Raw genomic sequence first — 22633 nt, 5'->3', positions numbered from 1 at the left:
ATCTAGCGACTAACGTCTTGCCACTAATGTCTACTTATCTTGCCTCTTGGAGGTGGTTGTGAATGTCATCGAGATGGCCTGTCTCTGTACGCGAAGGACCACCGGTCGTGGCGAGCTTTACAAGATCGCTATTTTCCTCATTGCCATAAATTTGTGCATAAGGGTTTAAGTTCAAACGTGGCTGATCGTCGGGATATTGAACCCCACCATCTTCGGGGAGGTAAAGAGTTTCTCCATCCGCACCTGCTGAGAAAATCAGCGGCACAAGACGATAAGCCATCGGATCAACTCCGAAGGGGTCATCGGGATCGTGATCTTGATCGGGGTCTCCTTCTCGAAGCACGTCTTGGAGTCCGTTGGGCGCAAGCACGGATTGCAACGGCGAAATAAAGCCCGCCGGCCAACGCACGAAATGAATGGGACGACCCCAACCGTCAAGAAATTCAGGAGCACCATCTTCGTCCACGTCACCAATATCTTGCGCCGCAAACATGGTTCGCGCTTCGCCATCGCCACAGGCATACATGATGATCATATAGAGGCATTCGGCCCCTTGAAAACGTTCAGAAGGGTCCGCAGTCAAGTACCGGCGCAGATAGATCTTCGCCAGCGTGGGCCGATCCGCCAAGTAAGTTGGGTAGTGATTAGGAGGATTGGTTGGGTAAAGGGGAGTTCCACCAAAACCAGTGCCCGTAATATCACTCCATCGATCGGGCATCTCGAGCTTCATCATTTCCCGCTTCGCTTGAAGCTGGTATTGCCTTGTGGCTGTCGATTTCGACTTAACTTGATCGATATTGCTCATGCCCAATCCATTGAGTTGACCTAGAGCATAACCATTCAAATCGATCCTTCTGGTCTCATAACTGTTCCACTGCTGCATCAAGAGCGTATGCAACTTCGAGATCGTCGTCTTGGTGCGCGAGGCCCGCGATTGTTCCATCGCGACGCGGGAGGCCCCCAGGAACATTGCACTCAACGTGGCGATGATCGTGATGGTGATCAGCAGCTCGATGAGAGTTAAGCCATGGCGGAGGGGGGAAGGGGGAAGAGGGAAGTTATGCGCGCAGCGCGAACGAGGGAATTGATTTCCGCCTTCCGCCTTCCGATTTCCGCCTTTCGCGATCATTCTTGTGCACTCTCCAATGTACCGGTCGTGAAGTTGGTGAGCGTGTCGGCAACCTCGCCAGTGAAAGGGCCAAGTGGGTACATCAACAAATTGCTGGCATTAGAACTTGAGTTCGCAGAAAAAATTTCGGCAGGCAACCAATTCCCCCAAGCGTCATCTAACCCGGCGTGCAAGATTTGATACTTCCCTTTGTTGACAAAATGAATGTCCGCGGGCGTTGGCGTTGCACCGCTGAAACCTTCTCGAACTCGCTTAACACCATAAACCTTTGAGTCGAAAACACCGGAAAGATCAAGGTCGTAGCGGACCGGGTCATAACGTGACGCATCGAAATAGGCAAAAGAACTCGTCAAACCTTTGGGAGTATATGTCCACAAATTGATGCGGCGTCTGTCACCGGGATCATTCACATCTCCATCGCCATTCAGGTCGATCTCATAGTCAACAGACCTGCCATCAAACACACCCGCATCATCACGTGGAGCAAGACGCGTTAAGTCGAACTCATAGGTGCGGTTGCGATTCTCCAAAATTTCGTCGCCCGGATCTAATCCAGAAATTGTGTTATTTTCACCAAACGAAGGGCCTCCAGGGCCAGAAATAGGATAGACAGGATCACTACTGAAACCGCCTAACCAAAAACAGAGAGCTTCGGCGGAATTCATACCGCCATCAAGATCCGTTGGATTTCCTGGGAGCGTTGCGTCTGTTTGTCCCGCAAGCCGCCGCAACAAACCTTCCGGTTCGTTGTGTCTGGGGAACGCCTTCCGCATTGAGCGAATGAAATCATTGACTGTTTGCTGGTAGACGGATTGTCCCGCGTAGTTGTCTTTAGTTACTACCGAATTCTCATTCATCGAGTTCGGCGGATAGGCCCCGCCGGTTTCTGTTTTGAACCGCTCGACGGCATCGGCAAGTTGGCCAATCTCCAACGTGATAGCCGCTTCTTGCGAGCGCCGCATGGCGTTCATCGCCCCGGCGGTGATCAGGCTGGCTAGGATCGCGATGATCGTGATCACCACCAAGAGTTCGGTGAGCGTGAATGCGGACGGGGGAAGGGGGAAAGAAAGACACGATCCGCCTTCCGCCTTCCGCCTTCCGCCTTGGCTGCGCAGCAAAATTTGATTTTTTGTTTGTCCGTTTAACATCTGCTTTTCTCCTAAGCTAGCGAATGTGTTGCAAATCATGTGCGCACTCGGTAAATCCCCGGCGAATCGTCGATTCGCGGCGATTTTGAGCCATCATAGTCGCTTTTCGTCTCAGAATGCGACTAAAACGGCGATCCACCCCCCCGGAGTGGTGATTTTTCTCACCCTGAGACTCTGGCCAAGTCGCTCCGGCGCCACAGGTGATTGTAGCGAAATGAGACAAGTCGAGGGGCTGGGAGTTTGGGGCTGGGGGCTGGAATCTGTAATTCCTAGTCCCCAAATCCCAGTCCCTAGTCCCACTCTTAGCCCGTCAAACCGTTGATCAGTTCCACCAGCGGGATGAAGAGCGCGATCACGATAAAACCGACCGCACCACCGAGGAACAGAATCAACAACGGCTCCATCAGCTTGGTGAGGCCGTCGGTGAGCACCGCGACTTCTTCGTCGTACGTGTCGGCCACTTTGTAGAGCATCGTGTCGAGTTCGCCGGTTTCTTCGCCGACGTCGACCATGTTCACCACAATGTCGTCGACGACGCGCTGGCGATATTTCATCATGTAGATAAGAATTCCGACCGGTCCGCCAATGAAGCAGAACCAGAAGAACGCGGCCACGGGATGGAAGCTCAGCTTTGAGTATTCCTTCAAGGGCTGGGCTATCGCATCGCCCTCGCGGATGCGTTCGCTCACGCGGGAATAGAGCTTTTCAAAGACCGCATTGCCGGCCGTTTCGCGGGTGATGTTGAGCGCTTCCAAAATCGGCACGCCGGAGGAAATCAGCGTTCCCAAGGTTCGCGACGTACGGGCCATGATGTTCTTTTCGATCAGGTTGCCGAAGATCGGCACTTTAATCGCGAACTGATCCCAACCCATGCGGCCCGCTTTGAATTTGCGGATCAATTTGATCGTGAGCCAGATCGCGATCGGCACGCCGGGTATCAAATACCAATAGTTCACGCACCATTGCGAGAAGGCAATCAGGTAGACCGTCATCGCCGGCAGATCGAGTTCAAAATCGTCGAAAATCGCTTGGAAACTCGGCACAATCTTGATCATGATGAAGGTCAAAATACCGACCGCCACCGTCACCACAACGACCGGGTAGATCATCGCGGACTTCACTTTGCGCTTTAACGACTCGGCCCGTTCCTTGAAGTCGGCCAAGCGTTGCAGAATGACTTCGAGCGCACCACCGGCTTCACCGGCTTTGATCATGTTCACATACAGGCGGTCGAATGCCTTGGGCGATTTGGCCATCGCTTCGGAGAGCGTGTCGCCCGCTTCGATGGCTTCGCAGGTATCTTCAAGCGAATACTTCAAGCGGCCCGGCTTGGCTTGTTCCCCCAAGATGCGCAAGGACCGCAAAATCGGCAGGCCCGCGTCTTGCAGAATGGACAACTGGCGGGTGAACGCGGTGAGATCCTTGGACTTCACGCCGCCGAAGGTGAAACCACGTTTCTTTTTGACGCCGCCGCCTTCGGTTTTCTTCCGCGCTTTTTTGACGGAGATCTTCGTGACGAAGTATCCCATCTGGCGAATCGTCGCTTGGGCATCTTCTTCGGTCGGGGCGTCGATCACGTCTTTGATCTCGGCACCGGTCGAATCCATCGCTTCGAATTGAAAAGTGGGCATGGCTGTGGCCGCTTGAAAAGCTGTTCCGAAAATCTTTTACTGAACCATCGACGACCGTGCCCGTCCTTGTGCTGGCAAAGCAGCGAGCGGACGGACGCTGTCTCAAAATCAAACACCTGAAGCTAAATTATACGGTTAACCTTCGATAATTGTCTCGCGTACGACCTCTTCGGGGGTTGTGATGCCCTCGAAAGCAACTTTCATTCCCGCGTCTCTCAAAGTGAGCATACCCCGCTTCTGGGCGGCGTTGCGGAGCTCGTCGGTCGAGCAGTTCTCCATGATCAACTCCCGGAGCTCGTTGTTCATGATCATCAGCTCGAACAAACCGACGCGGCCCTTATATCCAGTATTGTTACAATTTTCGCAGCCGGAGCCACGATAAAACTTCTTTCCCTTTAATTGCTCGGGTTTAAGTTCCAAATCGTCCAAGATTTCCTTGCTGGGGACGTACTCTTCCCGGCATTTCGAGCAAACTCGCCGCACCAGGCGCTGGGCCAAAATGGCCTCGACCGTGGCCGTGATCAAAAACGTGGGAACCCCCATATCTTTGAGGCGGGTGATCGTGCTGGGGGCGTCGTTCGTGTGCAACGTGCTGAACACCATATGCCCGGTGAGCGAGGCTTGAATGGCAATTTCAGCCGTTTCATAGTCGCGGATTTCGCCGACGAGAATCTTGTCGGGGTCCTGCCGCAAAATGGCCCGCAAACACTGGGCGAACGTGTTGCCAATCGAGGCATCAATCGGGACCTGGACAATCCCTTCCATGTCGTATTCCACCGGATCCTCGGTGGTAATCAGCTTATCTTCAATAACGTTGAGCTCGTTCAGGGCCGAGTACAACGTCGTCGTTTTGCCCGAACCGGTGGGGCCGGTCACCAGGACAATGCCGTTGGGCTTGGAAATCACATCTCGGAACTGGGCCATCAGGTCATCGTTCATACCGACGTTTTTCAGGTCGAGCGATACGACCGAACGGTCGAGCACCCGCATAACGACGCTTTCGCCGAACATTGTGGGGAGCACGCTCACCCGCAAGTCGACGGGGTGACCACCCACGGTCAGTTCGATACGGCCGTCCTGCGGCAGGCGGCGTTCGGCGATGTCGAGGTTCGCCATCACTTTGATGCGGGTCGTGATCGCGAAGGCCAAGTGACGGGGCGGCGGCACCATTTCGTAGAGCACGCCGTCGGCTTTGATACGGATGCGGAATTCGTCTTCAAACGGCTCGAAGTGCAAATCGCTCGCGTGATCCTTGATCGCCAACAACAGCACCATGTTTAGCAGCTTGCGAACCGGGGCGCTATCGGCCATCGCTTCGACGCTCGCCAGGTCGACCGAGTTGCCTTGCGCGGCAGCCACCGCGGCGGCAAGATCTTTGTCGTTTTCCAAGTCGGAAACGATCGATTCCACGCTTTCGCTGCTCTCGCCGTAGTAGCGGTCGAGCGCCGCGAGAATGGCCGGTTCAGTGGCCACCACCACGCGGATGTTGTAACCCAGGAACGTGCGGAGCTCGTCTTGGACACTCAAGTTTTGTGGATCGCACATCGCGACCGTAAGGTTGTCGCCGTCGAATTCGGTGGGCACGATGCGATACATCTGCGCCATCGGCTCGGTGACTTTGGACAGCGTTTCCGGCGTGATCGTCAGATCGCCCAAAGCCACGGTTCGCAACGACATCTGCTCGCCCAAAGCCTGGGCCAGTTGATCGTCGTTGATGAGGCCCATGTCCATGGCCACCTGGCCCAAGAGCTGGCCAGGGCGTTGTTCTTGTTCCTCGATCAACATTTCCAACTGTTCGTCGGAAATGTAACCAAGGTCTACCAGAATCTGTCCAATGCGACGTAGGGCCATAAGAAGGGGTCAGGGGGCTAGGGGTCGGGGGCTAGGGATTTTTTTAACGAGTCGCTGGGATTTACTCTTCCGGCGTTGTGGGTTCGTCGAACACGCCCCGTTCGGCACCTGCGATACGGCGGGCCAATTCTTCGGGCGAGTTAGCCTTTGAAAGCACGTCTTCCTTGGTCGCCATTTCACTCTTCCAATGTTCGAACAGGTGATCGTCGAGCAACTGCATGCCGTGCTTCGAGCCGGTTTGGATCGACGACGTGATGCGGAAAATCTTGTTTTCGCGAATCAGGTTGGCGATACCCGGCGTCACCACGAGCGTTTCAAAAGCCGCCAAGCGGCCGCCGCCGATCTTGGGAATCAGCTGCTGGGCGAGAATGCCGATGATTGAAGTCGCAAGCTGCGTGCGGATCTGATCCTGTTGGTTCGTGGGGAACACGTCGATAATACGGTTGATCGTACCGGCGGCACTACTCGTGTGGAGCGTGCCGAACACGACGTGCCCAGTTTCCGCGGCGGTGATCGCCGCTTCGATGGTTTCCAAGTCACGCATTTCGCCCACGAGGATCACGTCGGGGTCCTGACGCAACGCCCGGCGAATCGCCTCGGCGAAGGATGTGACGTCGACGCCTACTTCGCGCTGGTTGATCGTGCTCTTACGGTGGTTGTGATAAAACTCGATCGGGTCTTCGATCGTGATAATATGATGGTCGACCGTCGTGTTGAGGTAGTCAATCATCGCGGCGAGCGACGTACTCTTGCCCGAACCGGTCGGCCCGGTCACGAGGATCAAACCGCGGGGCCGCATGATCAGGTCTTTGAAAATCGTGGGTAGTTTGAGCTGATCCATGCTCATCAAATGGACCGGAATCTGCCGCAGCACCATCGCGACGTTACCGCGTTGGCGGAACACCGACACGCGGAAACGGGCTTGATCGCCGAACGCGAAACCAAAGTCGGTACTGCCCGTTTCTTGAAATTCCTGCTGGCAGCGGTCGGGCGTGATGCTTTTCATCAGGCCCATCGTGTCGGCCGGCTCAAGCACCTTGGTCTTGAGCTTTTGCATGTGGCCATGCAGACGCAGCACGGGAGGTTGTCCCACCGTGATATGCAAGTCGCTTGCTCCCTGCTTGACCTGAGCGGAGAGCAATTTGTCGATTAGAATTGTGCCCATAAATTCTCTGTTCCGTTGCCGCGAGGTTTTTAGTCCGCAGCTCTAACTTCTATCTTAACTGGCTCGAATTCTTCTGTGGTTTGAAATCCAATTCCGGCTTATTGTTCGACCTTTTTGGCCACGCGGAAGACCTCTTCAAGCGTGGTCACCCCCATTAAAGCTTTGCGGATGCCGTCATCATAAAGCGTTGTCATGCCTGAACTAATCGCGGCCTTGCGAATATCAGCGGTCGAGGCCCCTTGGAACGCCAGTTCACGAACTTTCGAGTTCATCATCATCAATTCAAAAATGCCAAGTCGGCCGCGATAACCATTCTTGCCGCAATGCGAACAGCCCTGCCCCTTCATGAAGGTTGCTCCAGCGGCTTGTTCAGGAGTGATCCCCGCCGCCTCAAGCTGGGCAGCTGTCGGTTGGTAAGGATGTTTGCACTTCGTGCAGACCACGCGTACCAAGCGCTGAGCCAAGATGCCGATGATGCTGCCCGCGACCAAGTAAGCTGGCACGCCCATGTCGACCATACGCGTGATTGCGCCGGGGGCATCGTTCGTGTGCAACGTGCTGAACACCAAGTGACCCGTAAGCGAGGCTTGAATACCCATCGACGCGGTTTCGTTGTCGCGCATTTCGCCGACGAGAATCACATTGGGAGCTTGCCGCAACATGGCACGAATGATCAATGCGAAGTCGAGCCCAATGGAATGCCGGACTTCGACCTGATTGATGCCTGGCAAGTAATATTCGACCGGGTCTTCGGCGGTAATGATTTTGCGGTCGGGGCGATTCAGCTCGTTGAGCGCCGCGTAAAGCGTCGTTGTCTTGCCCGAACCTGTCGGACCCGTCACCAGAAAAATGCCGTTCGGACGGCGAATCAAATTGCGGAACTTGCGGAAGTCGGCCTCCGACAAACCAAGTTGCCGCACGCCGACCTTGATGTTGTCCTTGTCCAACAGCCGCATGACGCAGGACTGGCCGTGCGTGGTGGGGAGCATGCTCACGCGCAAGTCGAGTTCCTTGCCGCCGGCGGTGATTTTGATACGACCGTCCTGAGTACGACGCCGCTCGGCGATGTCCATTTTGGCCAAAATCTTAATACGCGAGAGCAACGCGCCCAACAAACGCCGGGGGGGGCTATCGCGTTCGACCAACACGCCGTCGATGCGGTAACGAATTCGCACGCGCTCTTCAAACGGCTCGACGTGAATATCCGAAGCCCGCAATTGCACGGCTTCGGTAATCATCAACTGCACCAACCGCACGATGGGAGCGCTGGTCTCGTCGACCACGTCGTCGTCACCACCGCTCGCGTCATCCCCTTCGGTTTCGGTGAAGTCGATGGCCGTGTCGGTGAATTCTTGTAGCATCGAGTCAGCCGATTCGCCGTCGACCTGACCATAGTTTCTGTTGATCGCTTCGAGAATGCTCTCGCGGGTCGAAATACCGATCTCGACTTTGCGGTTCAGAATGAACTGCAACTTGTCGAATGTCTCGAACGCTTCGGGATCGCTCACCACGACCTTGAGCTTGCCATCTTCTTCCGAAAACGGGATCACGGCGTTTTCGCGCGCGACCGATTCGGGCACGAGTTCGACCACCGCCGGCGGGATCGGCACGGAGTTGAGATCGTAGTACTCGTACTTGTGCATTTCGGCGAGCGCACGCCAGACTTGCTCGGGCGTACCGTAGCCCAATTGCACGATCGCGTCTTGCAGCTTCAGCTTCCGCGAGGAAGACACGGTCTCGGCTTCCTGCAATTGCTCGGGGCCAATGACGCGCTTCTTGATAAGGTATTCACCGAGTTTCGACATCGCACAGCAATCTCTGGACGGGGGCTCTTCAGGTTCCGGCAGTGAGATCGGGACCACGGCAGGCGCGGCTTCTCATCCACTCGGTGTTATATCTCAACGCAACTGGGAAGAGAAACGCGGGGCGGGACCACCGAAAGCATGCAAAAGTTTCGGAGGCAATGCTGGACAGAAGTCCTCACACACTCGCGAGTTACGCGCGAATCCCCCATCTCACCGCATAACTACTAGGCTACTGGCGGTAGGGGCGAATGTCAATTAAGTGCGGTATACGCAAACGCGCGAAACGCTCACGCAAAGCGGCAGGTCATGAGCATGTTAATGACCGCGCGGCAAACCAACGAATGGCTGATTTAAGCCTATTCTGGCTGTACCGATGTGGTATCGGCTTTCAATTTCCGTGCATCGTGGCGGAGCCTTGCCGCTGTTTCCCGCAAGGCGTCAGCTTGGGAATAGAGATCGAGCGATTCCAACAGATGGGCCGATTGTTCCAATTGCCACGACACATCGCGGAGCGCCGACACGGGCGAGCGGGTCGCCGGTTGATAGGTCATCGGCGGTGCACCGGCGGGCGGCGGAGTCCACTGGTTGCCAAAACCGGCGGCCACGGAGCCCCCCATTTCTTCCTGGAGTCGCAAGACTTCACGGGCCACGTCTTCGGTCACAGGGGGCGCGGTGGAAGTGGGACCGTCGGTCGCAATCGCCGCGACGCGTTCCGCCGGAGCCGACCCAACGGCTTCGTTGGCCCAAGCCCGACCCGACACAATCACTATCAAGACGAACAATATCTGAAAATCGTAACGACGACTGGCGGGCATGGGTGACCTCCGTGAATGAACAGCTAAGCACCGTTCTAATATTTGGAAGCACGAATACACAAGCGCACTTCGGCCCGCTAGCAGCACAACAAGAATACCCCTGCGCCGGGTGCCCGACGCAGGGGGCCAAGAATTATCGCCGTTTCATCACAACGCCCAGCAAAGCCAATCCCCCCAGAGCCAAGTTCGTTGGCTCGGGCACATTTTGGACATCAATAAAGAAGCGACCCGAATTGCCAAAGTTGCCTGACAAATCGGTGAGCTGGAACTCAGCCCAATAGCTTCCCGCGGGAGCGGTGGCGTCGACCCAGAGCACGGGCGTAAAGGAAAAGATTTCGTTGCCGTCGCCCAAATGCGCGTCACCAAAAGCGAAAGCATTGGGATTCGTGGCTGAGCCCACCTTGAGATCGGGGGAACTCACACTCAACAACTCGATGTGGATATGGGCCGCGTCAAATGCCGCTTTCCAGCGGTTTGCACTGCTGTTGAACAGTATGTCATCCACTCCGGCCAGCGACTGTGTGTTGCGCATCTCCAGGTCGGAGTAGGTAAGACCTAAGACTTCCTGCGAAGTTTTCTTACCAGCATACAAACCAGCCCCTGGTAGCAACGGCAGAGGCGATTGGCCAGAGTACGTTTCGGGGAGGCGGTTATTGGAACTCGTGTCGTTGAGCACGGGAGTAGCTGCGGGGCCCGTGTAAGTGTAAGCGCCGATGCCATGGTAGTGATCTCCGTGGTTCAGCAAAAGCGTCAAGCGGTTGTAATTCGGATTGTCGGGATAGGCTCCGCCACCATCGCCCGCTGGGGCCGTGAAGGGTGCCGTCCGATTATCGATGCCGATGTAATATTCGGCCAATTGGGCAGAAGCTGCTGAAGCCCAGGCCGACAGCCAGCCAGCGGCCATGGCCAGTGTAAACAAAGTCTTACTTTTCATGCATTTCATGAGTCAATTTCCTTAAGCGAATAAATCAATGAGGTTGTTCGCAAACACGATGCAAGGCCTTCGTCGCAGCGCTGACCAACGAAGACAATTTGCAATACAAACGTACTTGCAATTGATTTGCATAATATACACACATGCAATTGGATTGCAAATACGATTTCTGTGAATTTTGCGCGAAGAGTCTGCTACGTGAGGAGAGTCGCAGCCGATCAGGCTGGAGTGCAATCCCTACAATGGCCGCGCAAGAGAACTTCGGTGATCTCACCAAGTTTTTCGCGGCGTGGACCCCGGCTGGGGGTCAATTGGAATGAGAATTCTTCGAGGCAGGTGACCTTGCCGCAATCGACGCACATGAAATGGGGATGCTCGAGCTCATGGCGATTGGTTGAGGAACGAAACTCGAAACGGCGGACCTGATCCCCGAGATCGAGTTTAGTGAGCAGCCCCGCTTCTGCCAATTCCTGCAACACACGATAGATCGTCGACTGGTCAAAGCCGAATTCACTCAGTGCATCGGTGACCTCGCCGTGACTCACCGGTTTAGCAAGGAGAGCCAGATGGCGCAGGACGCCCACCCGGGCTGCCGTGCTGCGGAGCCCCGCCTGTTTGAGGATGCCTTTGGCCCAGGGAGTGTCTTGCTTCGGTTCAGTCACAATGGCCTCACAATTAAGTTCGCTGAGGCAATTAGATACCATTTGCATTTGAATTGCAAATACGAACAGCAATCTTATCGCTGGCCAGGCTGGCTGGTCTTATTGTGATTCGGATTTTGTCGGCGTTCGACGCGAAGTTTGACTTGATTATCAAGCTCTTCGACGTTCGCCGTGAGTGGTGACACTTCATATTGCGTGTAGCGAATGTCGACTAAGCTTGATTCGTCATCTGCCCCGTGGGCGTCCGAGTGTTTGATGACCTTGCCACTGGCGGCAGACACATGTTGAGTGATGATCACACGATGCCCACCGGGGATCGCGCCATCGTCCTTAGAGAAGGTCCCCAACTCGAAGCGACCATTCGTATCGATTAGGCCTCGAGCGGACGGCCCTGGATTGTCAGGCAAGAATTGTACTGTCCCAAATCGCACGGGCTGCCCATCGGCAAAGGCAATGCTGCCAGATACAGGGTACGTCGACGGTCGGGAATCACTGCAGCCGAGAAGCAGCACGAAGCCAAGCAAGTTGACCCAACGTGAAAGCGTAATCAACGAGGAACTCATCCTACCACCAATAAGGTTCCTCTTCCCAAGGGGGGAGTGCGGCATCATCTCGGCGACAGATTTGTTGCAGGATGCGGTCGTCGACGAAGTTGTCGATCGACCCTGTTGACCCATCCGCAAAAACAAACGGGCAGACACCGGGATGCCAACTTCCAAATCCAAGAATGGGGATCGTCGTATCGTCAGGACCACGCGCTAAGGGAACTCCTGGCCCGCCAATCCGTGCAAACGCTGGCAAATCTTTGCCGTTGTAAAGCGGACCAGTCTCAGGCACCTGGGCGAGGCGACCCTGGGGGACGTGCATCTCACCGGCGAGCGCCGTGTTGCTGGCCCCATCGACGAGGTGTTTGTGCCGCAGCTTGTTGAGCCAATCGGCGGGTTTGTTTTCCTTGCAAACGGGCTCACTGGAAATGATCACACCCATGCCGTTGCCGCCCCGCCAGTATGCGTACAGCCAGTCATCGGATCCGCCGGTGTAGTCACCATGGTTGCCGGCATAGTCGCCTACAGCCCCACCTGTGAGTTCGATGATTTCGGTGCCGCTGCAACCACAACCATAGGTGATGTTTTGCTCGACCACACCCGAATCAACGCGAGCCTCCTCCACGGTCCGTCGCGAGGGACAAACAAAATGCGAAGGGATAAAGTTTCGCGTATCGAGATCGTGATCGTCGTAAGGCTTATAGATGTTCCACTTGGAGTAAGTCACCGCTTGCTCGACGAAGGGAAGTATCCTCACCATCCACGAGGGTTCCGTCTCGGCGCAATCATTGGGCCCGTAAAATTCCCGTGCGCGAAGCCGAGCGGGTGGGAAGGCCTGTTTGGCTTGCTCGAAATTCAGAGTGGCCAAGCCGATTTGACGTAAGTGGTTTTGGCACTCCGCCAGGCGAGCCGACTCACGAGCTGCTTGGACCGCGGGCAGCAGCAAGCCGACCATCGCTCCCACGATGGCAATCACGACCAAAAGTTCCACCAAAGTGAAGGCTGTTCGCAATGCGGGCGGTCTTCGCAACATCAAACGGGAGTCCACTTTAAGTCGATGGGTCGGCTGATCGCAGTATAACCGCGAATTATGAGGACGCAAACATTTCAAACTGCGCGATTAAGAACTCACGACTCTAATCATTTATCCCCGAAAATCGGCATGGCAGGCGGCACACGATTTCTTGACCGCTGTTTCGGCTTCAACGGCCTTGGCAAAATCCTCCGACTTGGCGGATTGCTTCAACTGGTTCGCGGCATCGCGCAAGGCATCGGCGTGGGCTTGGTAGGTTTCGTCGTCGCCGTAGCCATAGTCTTCACTGCGGATCACTTGCGAGAGCATGGCGAGTAGCTCCGCTTCATGAACGACTTGCGTCGCCTGCTTCCGAAAGTCGCGTGGCTTGGCGAGTAGCGTCGGCAGCTTCTCTTGAACCGTGATTTCCATCCGCTGCATCAACGGGGCGAACTGGGGGAAGCCGGTTTCGGCTTCGCTCGCTGGCACCGTTTGGCCGCGAAGTAAATCCTCGAGCAGCAAACAAGTTTCCTTGACCATCGCCAGACTTTCGTCAGAACCCACTTCGCAGGCTTCGGCGGCCTGCAGGCATTGTCGTTCCATCGCCGCGGCACTTTTCTGCCAAGGGATGTCCCCTGGGTACAGCTGGATGACTCGAAACAGTGTGGCCAGCATTGCCAGTTCTCGCGGGCAATCCTTCAGCTTGGCGGCTTCAAACTTGGCGGGGCTCGTTGTGAGCGCCGTTAGGTTATTGGCAATCCGCTTCACTTCCGTGGCGAGCGTCTCGGAGTCGATCAGCGTCTGCCAATCAATCTTGTCGGTCGCATCAGTGTCTTGCCGAATGGCGTCTTGCTGAATCGCCGCTGTTTCCTTGGCTTGGCCGGGCGGTTCACCGCTAAGGGCTTGGAACGCATCGTCGTAAAAAACATCCTGAGTATCGCCGAATGACTCGGGCGGTTGCGCAAAGTCTTCACCCGCCACCACCGAGCAAATCGCCGACACCAGAACCCACGCGAAGAAAATTCTCGATTGCGGCACGCTTCGCCTCTGGGTTTGTTGGGTAGAAGCTTGTTGGGTAGAAGCTCGATGGCTGGAAGATTTTGGCCGATTCGTGTAGGTTGGCGTCTTAGCAACCAGCCCACGATTCGTGCATTTGTCAGGGAACGCGATGTCCAATCTACCAGAGATTCTCGCCAAAATCGATCAAGCCGTCGCCGCGGACAAGCTCACCAGTTCCGCCGCCGACAACATCAAGATTTGGCTTACCGAGCCGCGCTATGCCGAATACGCCTCGCAGGTCATCGAGCATGTGCAAACGGATCGTTGGCGGGAACTCGACGACGTGTTTTGGACGATCATTCCCTTCGGCACGGGCGGGCGCCGCGGGCGGATGTACCCCATCGGCAGCAACGCCATCAACGACCGCACGATCGGCGAGAGCGCGCAGGGCCTCGCCAATTATGTGAAATCGCAACTCGGCAAAGATGCCAAGCTGGCTTGCGCGATTGCTTACGATACCCGCCATCGGTCGATCGAGTTTTCCAAACTCTGTGCCGAGGTGATGGTCGCCGCGGGCTTCAAGGTTTATTACCTCAAAGGTCACCGCAGCACGCCGGAATTGTCGTTCACGGTGCGCTACAAAAACTGCTCCTGCGGCATCATGGTCACGGCGAGCCATAATCCTCCCAGCGATAATGCCGTGAAGGCCTATTGGTTGACCGGCGGGCAGTTGTTGCCTCCGCACGATCAGGGCGTGATCGATGAAGTGATGTCGGTCGAAACCATCGAGCGGGCCAACTTCGACGAAGCGGTTGCCGCGGGGAAAATCGAATTCTGCCAGGACGAGATCGATCCCAAGTTCATCGAAGCCGTGTTGAAGCAATCGACTCCCGGCCCGCGCGATTTGAAAGTGATTTATTCGCCGCTCCACGGCGTGGGTGCCACGGCGGTGTGTCCCGTGCTGGATCAAGCCGGGTTCAAAGATGTCGAAGTCTTTGCCTTGCACGCCAAGCCGGACGGCGATTTCCCCAACGCGCCGGGCAATGTTTCCAACCCCGAGAATCCTCAGGTGTTCGACACAATTGTCGCGCACGCCAAGCACGTGAATGCCGATCTCGCTTTGGCCACCGATCCCGACTGCGATCGCATCGGCTGTTCGGCGCCGCTTACCAAAGCTGAAAACAGCCCCTGGCACACCCTTTCGGGAAATCAAATCGGGGCGTTATTGGCCGACCACATTCTGGAACTTCGCAAATCACAGGGCCGACTTTCGCCCGACAATTTCATCGTGATCACTCTGGTCACCACGCAATTGACCCGCCGGATTGCCGACAGCTACGGCATCAAAACCTTCGGCGATTTGCTCGTCGGTTTCAAATGGATCGCCGGCGTAATCGACGAGCAAGGCCCCGACAAGTTCATCTATGGCACGGAAGAATCGCACGGCTACATGGCCGGGGATCACACCCGCGACAAAGATGGTGCCGTCGCTTCGCTGCTGTTGTGTGAGCTTGCCGCGAAGCTGAAAGCCAACGGCCAGACGTTGCACGAAAAGCTTGATTCGTTGTTTTGGCAACATGGGATGCACGTCGAGCGAACGATATCGGTGCAAATGCCTGGCAGTGAAGGGATGGAGCGGATGAAGGAAGTGATGCTCAAATTCCGCACGGAACCGCTCAAGTTGCTCGCTGGGATCGACGTCAAGCAAATGCGCGACTACGAAAACATGGAGATCGTGCTGCCCGACGGCACGAAAAAGCCGCTCGTTGGTCCCAAGGGGGATTTGGTGATCATCGATCTAGCCACCGAAGGCAATTACGTGGCGATCCGCCCCAGTGGCACCGAGCCCAAGATTAAGCTCTACATGTTTACCTACGAGCCACCCGAGCAACTGGCCAATCTCGACCGCGCGAAGGAAGAGCTCAACGGCCGGCTTGATAGCATGGAAGCCGACATGCGCAAGTTTGCGGGTGTGTAGAAGTAGCATTAATTAAATTGCCACGGACAGACACGGATTAAACACGGAATCATTTGAATTCATCCGTGTTTCATCTGTGAAATTCCGTGGCCATTCTCTTGAACATCTGGCGGCAGGTCTGGCCTGCGAGCCGCCATCGGCTTACGATTTGTTGCCATGGCCGACACTTCCGAAGCATCGGACAACTCATCTGCCGACACCTCCCCTGCCCTGCCCGAGCCAAAATCTCAGGTGGAGTTCTTTCTGCGCGCCGCCGAGAAGGTCCGCTCAAAGTTTCCCGACACCCCCGGCGTCTATTTGTTTCAAGATCAAACGGGCCGGGTGCTGTACGTCGGCAAGGCGAAGAACTTACGCAACCGCGCGAGCAGTTATTTCCTCAAAGCCGCCGCTCAGGATCTCCGCACGAGCCGACTGGTGCAAGAAGTTTACGACATCGACTTCATGGAAGCGGAAAGCGAAGTCGACGCCCTGCTGATGGAAGCCCGGCTGATCAAAGACATTCAGCCGAAATACAACAAAGAACTCCGCGATGACAAAACTTTTCCTTATTTGCAAATCACTACGCACGAAGATTTCCCCCGCGTCGAGATCACCCGGGAACCACGTTCAAGCGGCGTGAAACTCTATGGCCCCTTCACCAGCGCTGGGGCGCTCAACGGGGCGCTGCAAGTCCTCCAGCGCGTGTTTCAGTTTCGCACCTGCTCGCTCGATATCGAAGCCGAAGACGAGCGTTGGCGATGGTTCCGACCTTGTCTGCTGGCTTCGATCAAGCAGTGCACGGCCCCCTGCAATTTGCGAATCAGCAAGGAAGAGTATCGCCGCGACATTCAGCGGCTGAAGAAATTTCTCGACGGCAACCGCAAGTCGCTCGTAAAGGAACTCCAAGCCGAAATGCTCGACGCGGCCACCAACCGCCGCTTCGAGCAAGCGGCTCGGCTGCGCGATGAAATCGCGATGCTCGAATCGATCAAGGAGCGGGGCGACCTGGATAAACATATCCAGCCGGAAGTTTTTTACATCGATCCCAAGAAAGGCCTCACGGGCCTGCAAAAAGTTCTCAAGCTGCCCACGGCTCCGCGGACGATCGAAGGGATGGACATCGCCCACCTCGGTGGCAGCGAAACGGTCGCGAGCCTCGTGCAGTTCATCGATGGCATGCCGTTCAAACCGGGCTATCGCCGCTACCGCATTCGCGAAGTGCAAGGAATCGACGACTACGCAAGCATGCAGGAAGTCGTCACTCGGCGGTTCTCGCGTTTGAAAGACGAAACGGAGATGTTCCCCGACATCCTGCTGATCGACGGCGGCAAGGGCCAGCTCAACGCGGCCATGAAAGCGTTTGACGCAGCCGGGGTCGATCCACCTTTTGTGATTTCACTCGCCAAAAAAGAAGAACTGATCTTCATCAACGGCCGCCCGAAACCGCTGCGACTGAGTCACAGTTCGTATGCGTTGCGGCTATTGCAATACGTCCGCGACGAAGCCCACCGCTTCGCGCAGCACTATCATCACTTGCTGCGGCGGAAGAAGAATCTGGGGGAATGATAAAAAGTCAGTCAAACATAGCTCTCACGTCGAGGCATCATGACTAATGTCATGGCAAGCAATAAAAGTCCTGCACTACTGGGTTCTGGAATCAAAGTGTAGGCCGTGAGCATAGTGGCACTGTACGCTCCATTAATGGCCACCGTATAAGCCGAAATGAGTTGTCGTCCGGCAATGGTCAATCCCGAGTTGAACAGCATTTGATTCGGCCCCGGAGCCTGCAGCTCGCTCCACAATAGCGTCCCCGCCACGTCGTACTCGGCAACATAAGACGAGAATGTTTTATTGCCCGCCACGAAGACTCGGTCGTCGGCCCCAATCGTGAGCGAAAGAAGAACAGGGCTGATACCGGACTCGTTAGGGATTGACCAAACTTCGTTACCATCCTCGTCGAATTTTAAAATCCGATTGTTGACCACGGCGTAAATATTGTTCTGGCTGTCAACGTCGATACTGAAAGCATTGAACCAAGGCCCCAAATCTTTAAGCCAAACAATATCGCCATTGGGCGTTGTCTTTGTGAGATAGGAATTGAGATCGGGCGAGTTTGGTTGCGAGTAGTTATTGAACATCGAAACGATGTTTCCACTGTTGTCGACGGCGGTACCGTTAGAGGTCGTCGAGCCATTTCCTGGGTAAGTTCCATCGAGTGTATCAAACTCGGTGAGCCATTCGAGTTGGCCCGTGGGACTGTACTTTTGCAGATTGTGAAATGTGCCGGGTGGAGGCGTGCCGTAGTTAATAGCCCAAGGGGCAACAGAAACATACGAATGACCGTCTTGACTCACAGCAATTCCAACAGGCACATCACGGAGTGGCCTTGTGATCGGTTGATACCAGCTCTCGGTACCGTTGTGTTTGATTTTGCTTACGAATGCTTGATCTTCGTTATGACCAATGACCAGGGCGTTTCCCTGGAAATCAGTCGTTACGCCGGTTGGGCTATTGTTGCCGTCAAAGACATGGCTCCACACTATGATTCCGTTGTTATTGATGCGTGCCAAGCGGTCGTCATGCGGCCAGTTCATCAGGCCCGTTACATAGATATCGCCATGAGGCGCAGGGGACACGTCAGGTTCGTAGAAATTCGGTATCGTGATCGACCAAGCCTTGGGAAGTGCCGTGCCGAAAGCGAAACCAAGTGTTGCATGACTCGCAACGAAGATCACGGTGAGTAAGAAACGAACTAAAACGCAGTAGGTCGACTTCATGAGCGCAGCTCCGCCTAACAAAGACAAGATCGTGATGCGAGCGATTCTATCACGGCCACCAGCAGATTCCCGCATTGAGCAGGCTTTCCAAACGCCATTTTCCCCGAAAATCTCGCTCCTACTTGCATCCTCCTCGCACTCCGCTAAAATGCGTCTACTGAGTGGGAAACTATCCCAAATTCAGTGAATAACGGATTAATTTGTGGGTTTTTAGCCTTTAACGGCGGCCAGTTTTTTTAAGGAGGGCATCTCACACTTTCGTTGAGCTCGCTCGTTCATGCCCGATGCACCGGAACTCTTTGTTGGGGAATGGGCGCGGTCGGTTGACGAGCGTTTCCGGCTCTCGATTCCCACGGAGTGGGCCGACGAGCTGGTCGACGACAGCAACGAATGCGTGCTCGCCAAAGAACGGCCCGGTTGTGTGAGTGTTTGGCACCCACGTGATTGGACCGAATGGTTGAATCAAGGATTAGAGTTGGTGGCCGGCAAGATTCGCAGTGGGCGAACCGCCGGTCGCATGGATCAGGTCCAGATGTTTGGCCGTCTGCTGTCGACACGACACAAGACGGTCCCTATCGCGGGCCGTGGACGGATCGCGATTCCCGACAGCTTCCGCACGTTTTTGGAAGTGGAGCCTGGCGGGGAATTGTTGGTCGTGGGTGCCGCGGTGTGCGTGGAAATTTGGAATCCAACCCGTTGGAGTGAACACATCGGCCAACACATGAGCGAGTTTCGCGACTTGTTCGATAAGTTGGCCAACTAAGAAGCACATCAGGCGAGCCGGGTACGTCAGTGCCCGGACATTTCGGCAGGCTCACGCCTACCGCTCGCCAACCAAATCATCGTCGCCGTGCCCGGTCGGCACGATAGCCTATAACAACCCGTCCGTTGTCACCCGGTGCGGGATGCAAGTCGCATTTTGGAAAGGCTATTGGGCTTTCGAGCCGCGGAAATCGCCGGCTGGGCATGGCGACCAATTTTTTGAAGTAGTCATCCCGATGGGAGTTCTACGACCAGAGGGATCTGGCTTCAAGTCGCATACGTCATCAATGCGAAGGCGGCTGCAATCCAGATTCCTCAGTCGCCAAGGCTCCTTCGGAATGGCATAAACCTACACTACGGCTGAATGATCGACGACTGCGTCGGATCGGCCGTCGGCATCTGCGAGCCGTACTCATTCTGCAGCGTCACATACGCGAGCCGCAACTGATGCAGTAGCGTTTCGAGCATCGCGGCTTCTTCGGTCGAGAGATTCCCCTTGGTCTTATCCTGCAAGACTTGCAGCATGTCGATCGTGTAGCGGGCATGTTCCCAATTAAGCGTATGCTCGTTGGTGAAGGGATTCGGCAACTGCCCCAACGCGACCATGGCTTCCGACGCAAAAGTGGTCACCAGCATTTCGAAGGAGGCCGGTGGCAGGTCGTGAGGCCCTGGCGACGCGGTGTTGCCGGTCTCGGGTTCCTTAGCAAGAGCTTCCTTTTCGGCTTCGACTTGGCTTTTCCAGTCTTCGTCGATGAAAATCTTCTTCTCTTCGCTCATATCACTGCTTTCTAACGGGCCTTACGAACAAAAGGGACGGTTTCTTCCTCACCAGTTGGGGAAGTTTCTGACGACGTTTCCGAGGATCGCTCTTTACGAGTTTGCCGGTGCGCGACAGCGGCCTTCACAAAACCGGCAAACAACGGGTGAGCTGCCGTCGGCTTCGATTGAAATTCGGGGTGATATTGCACCGCCAGAAACCAAGGATGGCTAGGAAGCTCGACGATTTCCACGAGCGAACCATCGGGGCTCGTGCCGGTGATCGCAAGGCCTTGATCGATCAGTTGTTGACGATATTCGTTGTTCACTTCGTAACGGTGACGATGGCGCTCGCTGACAAGTTGCTTGCCGTAGCTTTCGGCGGCATGACTTTCGGCGGCAAGATTCGTCGGCTGCGCGCCGAGTCTCATCGTGCCCCCCTTGTCGGTAATCGTTTTTTGATCGTTGAGCAGACAGATCACGGGATAGCGAGTTTCCTTGTCGAACTCGGTGGAATGAGCCCCCGTCATGCCGCAGACATTGCGGGCGAATTCGACGACGGCACACTGCATTCCCAGGCAAATGCCAAAGAAAGGGATTCCTTTCTCGCGGGCATATTTGATGGCCATGACTTTGCCTTCGATGCCACGTTCGCCGAAACCGCCGGGCACTAAAATACCGTCGTAACCTGCGAGCAGCTTCTCGGCCCCTTCGTTCTCGACCTCTTCGCTTTGGATGCGAGCTAGGCGAATATTGGCGGCGTTCGCTATGCCAGCGTGATCGAGTGATTCGTAAATCGATTTGTAAGCATCGCGGTGCTCCGCATATTTGCCCACCACGGCGATGCTGACCTCATGCTGCGGATTGCGTAGCCCGTTGAGCAAATTCCGCCAATCTTGCAGGTCCGGCTCGCGGGTCGAGAGGCCCAGCTTACGGCAAATCATGCCGTCGAGATTGTTGTCCAACAAGCTCAACGGCACTTCGTAGATCGAAAAATCCTTATCGCGTTCTTCGATGACCGCTTCTAAGGAGATGTTGCAGAACAACGCAATCTTTTCACGATCTTCGCGGCTGATCGGCTGTTCGGTACGACAAATGAGAATGTCGGGCTGAATGCCGATCTGACGCAATTGGCCGACGGAATGTTGCGTCGGTTTGGTCTTCAATTCTCGCGCGGCTTTCAAGTACGGCACGAGCGTCAGGTGAATATACAGGCAATTCTCTTTGCCGATGTCGAGCGCGAATTGGCGGATCGCTTCCAAGAAAGGCAAGCTCTCGATATCGCCCACCGTGCCGCCGATTTCCGTAATCACCACGTCAACTTTTTCGTCAGCATCCTTGGCGATCTTATGAATGACCGATTTGATTTCGTTTGTGATGTGCGGAATGACCTGCACGGTCTTCCCCAAGAATTCGCCACGGCGTTCTTTGTTGATCACCGACTGATAAATCTGGCCGGTCGTGTAGTTCGAGTCGCGCGTGAGGGGCGCGCTGGTAAATCGCTCGTAGTGTCCCAGGTCGAGATCGGTTTCGCTGCCGTCATCGAGCACATACACTTCGCCATGCTGATAGGGGCTCATCGTCCCCGGATCGACGTTGATATACGGGTCGAGCTTCTGCATGCGGACCGTGAGACCGCGCCGTTCGAGCAGCATGGCAGCCGACGCACTCGTCAGGCCCTTGCCTAAAGAGCTGACAACACCGCCGGTGACAAAAATGTGCTTGGTCATTTGGCAGAATACCTTCCTGGCTTGCTAAAAGGGTCGCGTCATAGATCCGCCCTTAAAAGTATGGCACAATCCTTCATTCTAGCGGCGAAAGTGCTAGCTGGGGAGGGTTGACCCCCAATCCCCCCTGCCGGCTTTGTAGGAGAACTGCGAAGGCGAAAACATGGAACCGCCAAGATCGCCACATTCGCCAAGAAAAGAAGAATTTAATAAGAATTTCGCAGGGATTTTGTGGCCGTCCTCTTAGCGTTCTTGGTACCCTCGGCGGTTCACTTTTGAATTCAGCAGTTTAAGAAACGCCGTTGGATTGCTGCTGGGCATCGAGAAAATCCTGCCCGTGGGCGTAACGGGTGTTCACCGGCACGCCCCTTTGGCAGAGCGGGCACTCGCTGGCAGACCAGTCGGGAATGTCATATTCCAACAAATAGGCGTAATCGTTCACGCCCAAATCGGCGGCCGTGACATTCCCCCGATCGACTAGCGCCGCAGCGGCGATCACATCGGCGCCCGCCTGGCGGAGGGCATTCGACGTTTGGCGGATCGAGAGCCCAGTGTTCACCACGTCGTCGACGACCAGCACGCGCTTCCCCGCCACGAGTTTGTCGTAACCACGATGAAACGCGAAATCGCCGCGCAATTGCGAGGAACGTGGCGCCGTGTGTTCGGCGAACACTGCCGGCAGGCCCAATTCGAAGGCGGTCCACTGGGCCACCACCAAGCCACCGGTCGCCGGGCCGCAGAGAATTTCCGCATCAAAATGCTTTACCGCCTCGGCTAGAAGGAGCGTGAGCCGACGGATTCGCTGCGGTTCGACGAAAATCGTGTCCTTGTCGATCCAGCCGCTGCCATGGTCGCCCGAGATATAAACAAAGTGATCGTCGGCCAGTAGTGCGTGGCAATCGACCAAAATTTGCCGGGTTTCAGCGGTCGCGGAATTCTCGGACATTGGAGGGCTCAC

General features: G+C 55.6%; 20 protein-coding genes. 4 read left to right on the top strand and 16 right to left on the bottom strand.

Features of this window, described 5'->3' with window-relative positions; all coding sequences use genetic code 11:
• Nucleotides 1–34: 34 nt before the first annotated feature.
• Nucleotides 35–1129, bottom strand: coding sequence for a prepilin-type N-terminal cleavage/methylation domain-containing protein (locus tag AC6T8Q_RS05355; protein WP_500678088.1), 1095 nt, complete (start codon nucleotides 1127–1129; stop codon nucleotides 35–37).
• Complete coding sequence (locus AC6T8Q_RS05350) at nucleotides 1126–2148, bottom strand: type II secretion system protein (RefSeq protein WP_500678277.1); 1023 nt, start codon at nucleotides 2146–2148, stop codon at nucleotides 1126–1128. The genes AC6T8Q_RS05355 and AC6T8Q_RS05350 overlap by 4 nt, the downstream gene beginning before the upstream one ends.
• Here AC6T8Q_RS05350 and AC6T8Q_RS05345 point away from each other — a divergent pair.
• Nucleotides 2090–2254, top strand: a complete 165-nt coding sequence (locus tag AC6T8Q_RS05345) for a hypothetical protein (RefSeq protein WP_500678282.1) — start codon at nucleotides 2090–2092, stop codon at nucleotides 2252–2254. The two genes, AC6T8Q_RS05350 and AC6T8Q_RS05345, sit on opposite strands and share 59 nt — an antisense overlap.
• Before the next feature lie 325 nt (nucleotides 2255–2579).
• On the opposite strand, the gene AC6T8Q_RS05340 is transcribed toward AC6T8Q_RS05345, so the two are convergent.
• The 10 genes from AC6T8Q_RS05340 to AC6T8Q_RS05295 form a co-directional block, all read right to left on the bottom strand.
• Nucleotides 2580–3908, bottom strand: coding sequence for a type II secretion system F family protein (locus tag AC6T8Q_RS05340; RefSeq protein WP_500678087.1), 1329 nt, complete (start codon nucleotides 3906–3908; stop codon nucleotides 2580–2582).
• Nucleotides 3909–4043: 135 nt separating this feature from the next.
• Nucleotides 4044–5759 carry a GspE/PulE family protein gene (locus tag AC6T8Q_RS05335; protein WP_500678086.1) on the bottom strand — a complete coding sequence of 572 codons (1716 nt, stop codon included), beginning with the start codon at nucleotides 5757–5759 and terminating at the stop codon, nucleotides 4044–4046.
• Between the two features lie 61 nt (nucleotides 5760–5820).
• A complete protein-coding gene (locus AC6T8Q_RS05330; protein WP_500678085.1) occupies nucleotides 5821–6924 on the bottom strand; it encodes a type IV pilus twitching motility protein PilT in 1104 nt (367 codons plus the stop codon).
• A 98-nt stretch (nucleotides 6925–7022) separates the two neighbouring features.
• Nucleotides 7023–8729 (bottom strand): GspE/PulE family protein, encoded by a 1707-nt coding sequence (locus tag AC6T8Q_RS05325; protein WP_500678084.1) that lies wholly within the window; start codon nucleotides 8727–8729, stop codon nucleotides 7023–7025.
• 356 nt (nucleotides 8730–9085) lie between these two features.
• On the bottom strand, nucleotides 9086–9544 hold the full coding sequence (locus AC6T8Q_RS05320) for a hypothetical protein (protein WP_500678083.1): 459 nt from the start codon (nucleotides 9542–9544) through the stop codon (nucleotides 9086–9088).
• Nucleotides 9545–9677: 133 nt separating this feature from the next.
• Entirely contained in the window at nucleotides 9678–10487 is an 810-nt protein-coding gene (locus AC6T8Q_RS05315; protein WP_500678082.1) for an all3515 family Zur-repressed PEP-CTERM protein, read from the bottom strand.
• A gap of 209 nt (nucleotides 10488–10696) precedes the next feature.
• On the bottom strand, nucleotides 10697–11140 hold the full coding sequence (locus AC6T8Q_RS05310) for a Fur family transcriptional regulator (protein ID WP_496919624.1): 444 nt from the start codon (nucleotides 11138–11140) through the stop codon (nucleotides 10697–10699).
• A gap of 74 nt (nucleotides 11141–11214) precedes the next feature.
• Nucleotides 11215–11703 carry a hypothetical protein gene (locus tag AC6T8Q_RS05305; protein WP_500678081.1) on the bottom strand — a complete coding sequence of 163 codons (489 nt, stop codon included), beginning with the start codon at nucleotides 11701–11703 and terminating at the stop codon, nucleotides 11215–11217.
• Between the two features lies 1 nt (nucleotide 11704).
• Nucleotides 11705–12718: a DUF1559 family PulG-like putative transporter gene (locus AC6T8Q_RS05300; protein WP_500678080.1), complete on the bottom strand. Its 1014-nt coding sequence runs from the start codon at nucleotides 12716–12718 to the stop codon at nucleotides 11705–11707.
• Between the two features lie 111 nt (nucleotides 12719–12829).
• A complete protein-coding gene (locus tag AC6T8Q_RS05295; protein WP_500678079.1) occupies nucleotides 12830–13735 on the bottom strand; it encodes a cytochrome c in 906 nt (301 codons plus the stop codon).
• A 130-nt stretch (nucleotides 13736–13865) separates the two neighbouring features.
• Between AC6T8Q_RS05295 and AC6T8Q_RS05290 the strand changes: the two genes are divergently transcribed.
• Together AC6T8Q_RS05290 and AC6T8Q_RS05285 are read left to right on the top strand one after the other, a co-directional pair.
• Nucleotides 13866–15674 carry a phospho-sugar mutase gene (locus AC6T8Q_RS05290; protein WP_500678078.1) on the top strand — a complete coding sequence of 603 codons (1809 nt, stop codon included), beginning with the start codon at nucleotides 13866–13868 and terminating at the stop codon, nucleotides 15672–15674.
• A 156-nt stretch (nucleotides 15675–15830) separates the two neighbouring features.
• The gene (locus tag AC6T8Q_RS05285) at nucleotides 15831–17219 is read left to right on the top strand and encodes an excinuclease ABC subunit UvrC (RefSeq protein ID WP_500678077.1); all 1389 of its coding nucleotides are present in this window, start codon (nucleotides 15831–15833) and stop codon (nucleotides 17217–17219) included.
• A gap of 11 nt (nucleotides 17220–17230) precedes the next feature.
• Here the strand turns inward: AC6T8Q_RS05285 and AC6T8Q_RS05280 are convergent, their stop codons facing one another.
• Nucleotides 17231–18430, bottom strand: a complete 1200-nt coding sequence (locus AC6T8Q_RS05280; protein ID WP_500678076.1) for an outer membrane protein assembly factor BamB family protein — start codon at nucleotides 18428–18430, stop codon at nucleotides 17231–17233.
• A 277-nt stretch (nucleotides 18431–18707) separates the two neighbouring features.
• Here AC6T8Q_RS05280 and AC6T8Q_RS05275 point away from each other — a divergent pair, with 277 nt between their 5' ends.
• Nucleotides 18708–19193, top strand: a complete 486-nt coding sequence (locus AC6T8Q_RS05275; RefSeq protein WP_500678075.1) for a division/cell wall cluster transcriptional repressor MraZ — start codon at nucleotides 18708–18710, stop codon at nucleotides 19191–19193.
• A gap of 353 nt (nucleotides 19194–19546) precedes the next feature.
• Here the strand turns inward: AC6T8Q_RS05275 and AC6T8Q_RS05270 are convergent, their stop codons facing one another.
• From AC6T8Q_RS05270 to AC6T8Q_RS05260, 3 genes are all read right to left on the bottom strand, one after another.
• Complete coding sequence (locus tag AC6T8Q_RS05270; RefSeq protein WP_500678074.1) at nucleotides 19547–19969, bottom strand: DUF1844 domain-containing protein; 423 nt, start codon at nucleotides 19967–19969, stop codon at nucleotides 19547–19549.
• Nucleotides 19970–19980: 11 nt separating this feature from the next.
• On the bottom strand, nucleotides 19981–21678 hold the full coding sequence (gene pyrG / locus AC6T8Q_RS05265) for a CTP synthase (protein ID WP_500678073.1): 1698 nt from the start codon (nucleotides 21676–21678) through the stop codon (nucleotides 19981–19983).
• 286 nt (nucleotides 21679–21964) lie between these two features.
• Nucleotides 21965–22621, bottom strand: coding sequence for an orotate phosphoribosyltransferase (locus AC6T8Q_RS05260; RefSeq protein WP_500678072.1), 657 nt, complete (start codon nucleotides 22619–22621; stop codon nucleotides 21965–21967).
• Nucleotides 22622–22633: the final 12 nt, after the last annotated feature.

This window comes from Bythopirellula sp. (assembly GCF_041737835.1).
Lineage (GTDB): Bacteria > Planctomycetota > Planctomycetia > Pirellulales > Lacipirellulaceae > Bythopirellula.
Note: the sequence above shows the minus strand (reverse complement) of the source record. Positions and strands in the feature narration are given on the sequence as shown.